Genomic DNA, 7,799 nt, shown 5'->3' with positions numbered 1-7,799 from the left:
CGCAAATCAGATAATAAGTAGTAACAAGACGACAAAACATGAAGTACCGAGACAATATGTCGGCCAAGGAGCTTGACGCTTACTTTGAAAATTGCATCCATGAATGGGAAGTAGCCGTCGAAGAAGCGAAAAGTAATCCAACGAAAGCTGAATGGAGCCTAGAAGAGGCGCAAGATGGCCTCATCTACGCAAAGAAGTTACGTGCTGAAAAGCAATGGGAAAGAAAGCAGGGCCAGAAGCAACTTTGGATTTTCATTCTTATCATGCTCGGCGCCGGTATATATAGCATAATTCACTCCCCTTAAAAGGCATTGATACGCCTAGGCGGCACATACAGCTGAACTAGTAGGACAGGTATTTCTAGCCGTTACTCTGAATTTCTTTGGCAGATTATTGATCAGCCGGCACGAATCATCCGCTCCATGTAAACCGAGCGTCACAAGCAACACAAGCAGCAACGATGGGCTACCGCTCAGTTCCGACTGCCACTATGCTGGCTTCGGTATGAGCCTGCACCATTTAACCAAGCGCAGAAAAGATTGCGCACAAGCGGCGAACCTGTACAGGGTCGTTATGATCCAGAGCTCTTCATTCTGTGGCGTGGCCAAAGACGCCCTGAAAACTACCAAAGCGGCCCCCACTGAGGGGGGCGCCAGTTGTATGTAACAATGAGTGAGAAATGAAGATCAGACCGCCGGCGCGAGTGCGCGCTCGGCAATCATCTCGAACAGGTCGCCATCTGCCACCATAAACAGGAATGCCTCGATCTGCCCTGCACTGGTACAGGCTACTTTGCCTGACTGCTCGAGAATACTGTGCACCTTCTCGATCAATGCTAAGTAAAGTTGGTATGTATCCTTATCATCGTGATACAAAGTGTCGCGGAATCTACTCACCCGGTGAGGCGCCCCCTGCAAGGCCCTGAGCTTTTCAAAAGCACGTCTTTGTCTGCCTTGGCTGGCAAGGATAATGGTTTCGATATCAATGAGGTTGAGCTTGCTATTGACGCCATCGGGCATCGGCCACAGAGGCTCGTCCGCCAGGCCGTGCAGGTAGATGATCGCGTTGATGGCGTAGGCCACTCGGGAATCATAGATGAGAGCCCATTCCGGGAAAGCGACAGCGAGGTACTTGGACCAACTGCTGACATTTCCCGTTTTTTCTGTACCAGTTGCTTTTAGGGCGAAGCGGGAGCGCGGCCGATTGATGCCATCAATTGTGCCAGCAGGAGCCAAAACGTCATCAGGGCCTGCCATTCCTATTCGCAGCTTTACGAGCCTTCTCAAAGTTTCATCGCTGACATTAACCTTGCCCCAATCATTGAGAAAAAATCGTATTGCGCTGAATTGGTCGGCATCGCCGGCAGTTCCGGCCAGTACTTTTTCTACTGCCGCTTTGATTTTGCTGGTTTTTACATAGCAGCTATCGTCGCGTACGTCGACTGCAGACTCAGTCCAGTCCTGCAGATTAAATTTTTCATAGAGCGCCTCACGGTCCCCAGCTTTCTTCGGCCAGATGTAGTTTTGACTCAACCAGAACTGCAGTGACGCATCTCCACATTGATCTTCGATATATTGAGCGATGCACTCGGCCAACTTTTTCATCTTACAGCTAGTTCCTTATCGGTTATTCGCTTGTGCCTGCCAAGCTTCATAAATCATCACCATTGCGAGAGTATCCAGCTCACAGTACTTCAGAAGCGCCGCCCGCAACTCCCCGCGCTCATATGAACTCAAGTCAGTAAACTGAATCCTGGCATAAGCCGTTAACGCCGCCCCACCATTGGCGAGGCTATCGCCCTCCGACAGCAACTCATCGATATTCTCTGGCACATCCTCGAACATCTTGGGAAGAAGCTTGTACGGGTCGCGTACCTGGCCGTGTTCCACCTGGACCCACTGCCAGTTTTGGAAATTGAAGCTGGGGATTCCGCCTGTCGCACCATAGATGGGCTGGCCGTATTTTTCCTGTAGGAAGGAAGAGTGATTCAACACAGCCGGCAGCACATACTTGATCGAATTGGAGCCCCTGGTTTGCGGGTAGTAGGCATAGCGCTTGACCAGCTCCAGCAGGTCGACCATATCCCGCGCGCCATTCCAGGTAAGTTCGCTATCTTCCTTGGAATGGGAGATGGACTCGATAAACGCGCATAGCTCCTGTACTTCTTCCTGCGGCAGGTCGCTGTCGTGCAGCTGGCTGTGGATAAGATTGAGGAAGCTGTTTTCATGGGCCGCATAGCGGAAGATAGTGCCGTTGTCGCCTTCCAGCGCCTGCTTCAGAGCGCGGATAAAATCGAAGCTGGGGAAGTGCCCGGGCTCTGTATCTAGGAACTGGTGGGCGTGCTCCACCGTGCCGTCCTCGAGGACTACATGGTGTGAGAACTGAAACGCAACGCCTTCGTAGGGACGGCGGCCGCTGGTGAATGGCAGGGCAGCGGTGATGGTTTCGAAGTCGATAAAGTGCAGGGGGTAGGTCCAGCCCTGCATCTCCGCACGCAGGCCGTCGATATCGATCTCCGGGCTGGTGTCGCCCTGCTGAACCTTTTGCACCTGAAGCCACTGGCGTTCACTGTTGGACATGCCCAGCTTGTCCCCTGGTGCGGGACTGATATCAGCCTCGTCCAGATCGATCATTTTGACCTTACCCTGCGCTAGCAGCTTATCGGCTTTGCGGAAGTTGGCGATTTCGAGCACCAACGGGTCCTCAAAGTCCTGATCTTGCCATCCCATGGCCTCCTTCCAACATTCGCGGAAGCCGCTTTGCAGGCCATTGGCCTCATCTTCCAGAGTGCAGCGGAATTCGCACTTCTTACAATGGGCGCCAACGCACCCACGCAAGCGCTCGCTCCGCTGCAAGGCATCGGCGGCGGTGGCGATATAGCCCTCGAATGTGTGGCCGTGGTACTCGCACATTGTGCGGATATAGGCCAACGGCTCGTTGACATCCACCTTGACCAGCAGCTCGCTGGCTAGGTCTTCCGCGCTCAGTTCAGGGGAGACGATTACACTGTGGTCGCCCGCCACGCGGAACTTGCTGTTCAGACCATCGGTGGCAGCGCGTGCTTGTTTGTTCGCCAGCATCAGGTAGCTGTCGATATTGCACGTGCTCAGTGCTTTTTCGAGCACCACTTTCTGGAAGGCAACGTCGCACAGGTAAGGTTCCCAGTCCTTGACGATGCCTTCGCCACGCTTTTTCATGAAGTGAAGGTCGAGGGGGTCGCAGGACTTGGCCTTGACCTCGATCAGCTGGTAACGGCCAGCGTCCTTGACCAGGATATCCACCCGCACCAACAACTGGCCATGCTGGATAGCCGCTTCGAAGATAGTGACCTGGTCCCGTTGCAACAGCTCCTGCGTGCGCACCAGAGCTTCTTCTGGGGATATTCCAGCAAGGTCTTCTCCACCGGGGAAATAGCACTTGGCCAGCGCGCCCACCTGGTGACCGCCTTTGGCCAGCTCAGCCAAGAAATCATCTTCCAGGCTCTGATTGGCGTAGCCGGGTTGTTCGGCGTAATACAGCTTGGTGGGGCATTCCAGGGCACGCTTGAATCGCGATTTGGTCAGCAATGTCGAGCGCTGGGGAACAGCGGAACTCTGGGGCATGCAACTTCCTTATCTCTCGTTTTTTGGAGTTCTTGTCGAATCTTTTATTGTGATACCGCCAGTTCACCCAATATAAGTGTGAACTGGCGCACAAATCAATGTTTAACCAGCGGATACTTCCGGGTGACCGAAATCGATACAGGCGTGGGCTGAAGCGGCGCGGATATCCCAGAGAAAGTCGCCATGGAACGACATGCCCTTGCGCACATAGTGGAACTGCTCTTTACAGTAGATACTGGCCGTAGGCGGGTTGCGGTACCCGTCGTCGTCATCGAAAAAACCATACTGGGTGTAGATCCGGTATGGGCGCGGCTTTTCCTCCGGTCGCCAGGGCAGACCCAGCGGCCGGGTGTCCTCACTTATCACGGAGGGCAATAGCAGCACCTCACCGCCCTCAAAGAAGTCTTCAAAAATCGGCATATTGCTGTGCTCGCCAGTGGGCACTCCCCGGAAAGAGGCATCCACCCCGGTAAAAACAAGTTCGAGCGCAAGCTCACCCTTGTACGGGACGTTCAGCGGGTGACTGCCATTGAGGATGCAATTTTTTGCCTTGGCATAGATGAAAACCGTCATGTCGTCGTCCTTGCGGCAGTACTCCGCTGCCACCGCATCCCGGATGACGATATTGCGGAATAGCAGGGCCTCGGGAAGGCGATCGCGCCGCTTAACCTGCATAGGCTTGCTCCTTGTGCTCGGGCTGGCTGTAACGACTGCGGTCGCGGGTATTCTTTTTCTGCAGGTTGCGCACAAGCGCATCAGCTAGGTCGATATCTTGCTCGTTGGCAATACAGGCCAGCACAAACATGACATCCGCGAGTTCATCTGCCAGGGCCCGTTTGAAATTGGCCGGTTCCTCACCGGCTTTATAGCGCTGCTCGCCGTACTGTCGGCACAGCAAGCGATTAACCTCGCCCACCTCTTCCGACAGCATGCAGCCGTTGGTCAGCGGCCCAAAGTATTGGCTGCCCACACCGGCAATCCACAGGCCCACCGACTCTAGATAATCGCTCAAAGGGAGATCTTTCTGCGGGATGGCTTTCTTCATGCTGTGCGCTCCTTTTCCTGGCGACTGACTTAGCGGTAGAACAGGCTGGACAAGTGGTTGCCCTGGCCCAACGGCTGGCCCTTGTTGTCGAAGGTCCGGCCTCCAGGCCCGAAGTTGGGTATGTACCAGCCAAGCACATTGCCGCCAGCGCGGTAGGCAAGTATGTGGCCAGTGGAAGGGTCTGACTGGATCCAGCCCAGCAGCTGGCCCTTGGGGTCACGGAGGATTTTTCGATTCATTTGGTGTCTCCCGATTTGACAAGTCCAGCATACAAAGGGAACCTACGAATGTAATCGTAGGTTTTATTTAAGCTTGCGGGACGGAAATCTTGGGACGCCAAGACAGTATTGAGGGGACGGTAATTGGACAAGAGAGCGGAATTCGATGAGGAAGCCAAGTACAGGTTACTGTGGATGCTGTTCAGGGCTGATAGTACAAAAGGGTTGAGGCTCAGCAAGGCTCTTGAAGAGATCATGTCTACCACCAGCCTCACCAGCGCAAGCAACCGCCGCCTCCTTAAGGACCAAGCCGAGGCCTTTTTGCGACAGTACAACAGTGAGCATGGCGGCGTCGTGTGTGTTAATGACTGGGGTAAACACGACGAAGAAATAGAGCCGATCCCCAGGCCACCAAAATCGGAAAAGAAAAAAAACGAAGCCGGGGTTAAAAATAAGAAAAATGAAAAAGGCCCACATCGGCCAGGAAAAGTACGTTGCTACAAGTTAACCGCTGAACCGGAGATATTGCACCCCCGCAGCCTGCGCCTTCACTTACTTCTGGTAGGCAAGTTCAATGAGTTCTTTCTTCCAAAAAATGAACGCAAGGCGTTGGTTAGACTAATCAAATCCACTAGTTCCAACCAGAAGATAGACAGTCTCATTAAGAGGTTACGATACTCTGCGCGTTATCCGGGGATATTCCCGAATACCGATACGCAACGGTTACGCCTACACGAGCAAGTGGCATTGCGAGCACTTGAGGAAGAAATGGGGTTCCCGGCGCGCTATCAGGGTGGTCGGGAGATCATCTATTTTCCGGTGCGGCTGGTGCGCCGCGAGCAGATCAGTTACCTCGTGTGTACCACCGACGAACGCAAGGGCATCTATGAAGAGATGGCCCTGCACCGCTTCAGTATCGATATTGGAATTACAGATAGTGTCGATGACTTCCCCCTCAAGGAAAGAAATCACTCTATCGACTACACAAATCCAACAATAAAGCCTCGTATTCCCGGCAACTGGGGCGAACTAGAGAAACTTGAACTGGAAGTAGAAGGCCCCGTGGCGATTCACCTATCAGAAATGCGATTTCATCCCAAAGAAGAGAAAAAACACCTAACGGAACATGAATTTCTTCAGCATGAACCCGTGCCGCGAGTGCTACTCCGTATCCACAAGCTCTGGTACGACTATGAATTCAAGACTTGGCTGCTGGGCCTGGGGGCGGCACTCAAGGCTGTGCGGGCAGTACCGGCATTCGGCCATGAACAGGTTGACCCTCTGGCAGACTTAACCCGGGACATTAGCGCGCAGTACTCGAGCCTCGTACCGCCCGAACATTGATGGCCAGAAAGAATAATTTAGTGGCTATCTAATTTGTCTATTCAAAGATTTTTCATTGGTACAGAAAACTCCTGAAAATATACATTCCCAACATGCCTCTTTTCTCAATCAAACCAATAGGAGAAAGGCCGCCAAAGGCATGATTTGGGTGAGGCATCCAGCCATGTGCTAAGTCTCTGTTTCTTGCCAAGTCTGAACTAATCCAATTAACGGCACCAATTTATCAAGGTGCCGTTACCATTCCCTTTATTCACTATGCCGCATGCATTTCTCCATGAGACGGGCAAGCATGCCAACATCTATTCTGACAATCATGCCAGCACTTTGAATGTTCTTCTCGCGCGATATCCTCACCAAACTCATTAAGGTAGAGCATTCTCGACTTATTGAAGGAATCCTCTAAGTCTCTAGCATCTTCATTTCCTCGCATCCCAAAATAGGGGTAATGGTGCATGTATCCTCCAAACACTTTCCCGCAGTCTTCATGATAAGCAATAGTGTCAAGAATGTGAAAATGCCACATGTAATCCATTATTTTATTTGGAACGATTCCTTTACCAAAAACGCTACAAAGATGAAGGTATCTCTTATATTCAATCTCAGCGCTCTCGCACTGCTCGTCACTCCAACCAAGCCCCTCCTCTTCCTCTTTCAGCTTCATCTTGACCATTTCTAGATCAAGCTCAGCTACTGCTTTCATAATCCCCTTTTCCTCAATGAGGTACCGTACTCTAGATTCACTGATCGAATCCGGATAAACCAGATTCTCTGCTCTATGTATTACATGACTCATTAACAACTCTCCTGATTTACGCCAACCAAAAACGTCTTAAATGCCGATCTTTAGTCCCTTTGATTTCTCCCCTTCCATGCAAAATTCTTCTATTATCAATCACCAAAAAATCACCTGGCGTTAGTCGAATTTTAATTTTTTCGGCCAAATTTAATAGCCGATTTAATTTTCTTATTTCTCGTTTTCTCTGATCCACAGAATCAATTAGCCAACTTGCATAGTAAATTTGCGGCGCTCCATCCACATCACTTAGTAATGGCCAAGAGCGAGCGTCTCCCTCAAATACAAAGTGCTGATAGAGATAAATTTTTCTTAAGCTCTTGATTTCATACTCTCTAAGATGATCTAAAACTTTGTAGGAATCTAAGAGCATTGACTCACCACCGCAGCTGCTTTGCTTTAAACAATACCAGGCTATGTACTTTGCCCTGCTATGGTCAGTATGAAAATCAAGCAGGCAATCAGAGTTGATATGTGCTCGTGAGTTAGGGTCAACCCAAACATCATCATGACGAATCGTTTTGCCTAGCTTCGAACATATATTAAGCGCCTCCTTGACTGCCCTATTTTTGAGCAACGCATAACCATCTGACTTTAGTCTTTGACGGATGGGATCCGTCTCTCGCTCACCACTCATATTGATACCGCTGCCCTGACGAAAAAATGATCCTTTGCGAATCGGCGGTACAACTCGCACCCCAAAGCTTCAATGAACACAGATATATATTCTTATTTCACGCGTTACCTCTAAATAGCTGTTAGACCAATTTGTAGTCATTGTAGATAGCCTGCCCCTT

9 protein-coding genes are annotated in these 7,799 nt (G+C 51.1%); 2 read left to right on the top strand and 7 right to left on the bottom strand.

The window, feature by feature from the left end:
* Positions 1 to 38 precede the first annotated feature (38 nt).
* On the top strand, positions 39 to 305 hold the full coding sequence (locus HUW35_RS07810) for a hypothetical protein (RefSeq protein WP_181255022.1): 267 nt from the start codon (positions 39 to 41) through the stop codon (positions 303 to 305).
* 381 nt (positions 306 to 686) lie between these two features.
* Here the strand turns inward: HUW35_RS07810 and HUW35_RS07805 are convergent, their stop codons facing one another.
* The 5 genes from HUW35_RS07805 to HUW35_RS07785 form a co-directional block, all read right to left on the bottom strand.
* Complete coding sequence (locus HUW35_RS07805; protein ID WP_181255021.1) at positions 687 to 1,604, bottom strand: hypothetical protein; 918 nt, start codon at positions 1,602 to 1,604, stop codon at positions 687 to 689.
* A 15-nt stretch (positions 1,605 to 1,619) separates the two neighbouring features.
* The gene (locus tag HUW35_RS07800; protein WP_181255020.1) at positions 1,620 to 3,602 is read right to left on the bottom strand and encodes a DUF2779 domain-containing protein; all 1,983 of its coding nucleotides are present in this window, start codon (positions 3,600 to 3,602) and stop codon (positions 1,620 to 1,622) included.
* A gap of 102 nt (positions 3,603 to 3,704) precedes the next feature.
* The gene (locus tag HUW35_RS07795) at positions 3,705 to 4,277 is read right to left on the bottom strand and encodes a hypothetical protein (RefSeq protein ID WP_181255019.1); all 573 of its coding nucleotides are present in this window, start codon (positions 4,275 to 4,277) and stop codon (positions 3,705 to 3,707) included.
* On the bottom strand, positions 4,267 to 4,647 hold the full coding sequence (locus HUW35_RS07790; RefSeq protein ID WP_181255018.1) for a MazG nucleotide pyrophosphohydrolase domain-containing protein: 381 nt from the start codon (positions 4,645 to 4,647) through the stop codon (positions 4,267 to 4,269). Before HUW35_RS07790 ends, HUW35_RS07795 begins: the two co-directional genes overlap by 11 nt.
* Positions 4,648 to 4,676: 29 nt before the next feature.
* Positions 4,677 to 4,886, bottom strand: a complete 210-nt coding sequence (locus HUW35_RS07785; protein WP_161857104.1) for a hypothetical protein — start codon at positions 4,884 to 4,886, stop codon at positions 4,677 to 4,679.
* A gap of 123 nt (positions 4,887 to 5,009) precedes the next feature.
* Between HUW35_RS07785 and HUW35_RS07780 the strand changes: the two genes are divergently transcribed.
* On the top strand, positions 5,010 to 6,209 hold the full coding sequence (locus HUW35_RS07780) for a hypothetical protein (protein ID WP_181255017.1): 1,200 nt from the start codon (positions 5,010 to 5,012) through the stop codon (positions 6,207 to 6,209).
* A gap of 253 nt (positions 6,210 to 6,462) precedes the next feature.
* Here the strand turns inward: HUW35_RS07780 and HUW35_RS07770 are convergent, their stop codons facing one another.
* Both HUW35_RS07770 and HUW35_RS07765 read right to left on the bottom strand, forming a co-directional pair.
* Complete coding sequence (locus HUW35_RS07770; protein WP_181255015.1) at positions 6,463 to 6,909, bottom strand: hypothetical protein; 447 nt, start codon at positions 6,907 to 6,909, stop codon at positions 6,463 to 6,465.
* A 109-nt stretch (positions 6,910 to 7,018) separates the two neighbouring features.
* Entirely contained in the window at positions 7,019 to 7,699 is a 681-nt protein-coding gene (locus HUW35_RS07765) for a TauD/TfdA family dioxygenase (protein ID WP_181255014.1), read from the bottom strand.
* Positions 7,700 to 7,799 lie beyond the last annotated feature (100 nt).

The sequence above is a fragment of the Microbulbifer sp. YPW1 genome (genome assembly GCF_013367775.1).
In the GTDB taxonomy this organism is placed as follows: Bacteria; Pseudomonadota; Gammaproteobacteria; order Pseudomonadales; family Cellvibrionaceae; genus Microbulbifer.
Note: the sequence above shows the minus strand (reverse complement) of the source record. Positions and strands in the feature narration are given on the sequence as shown.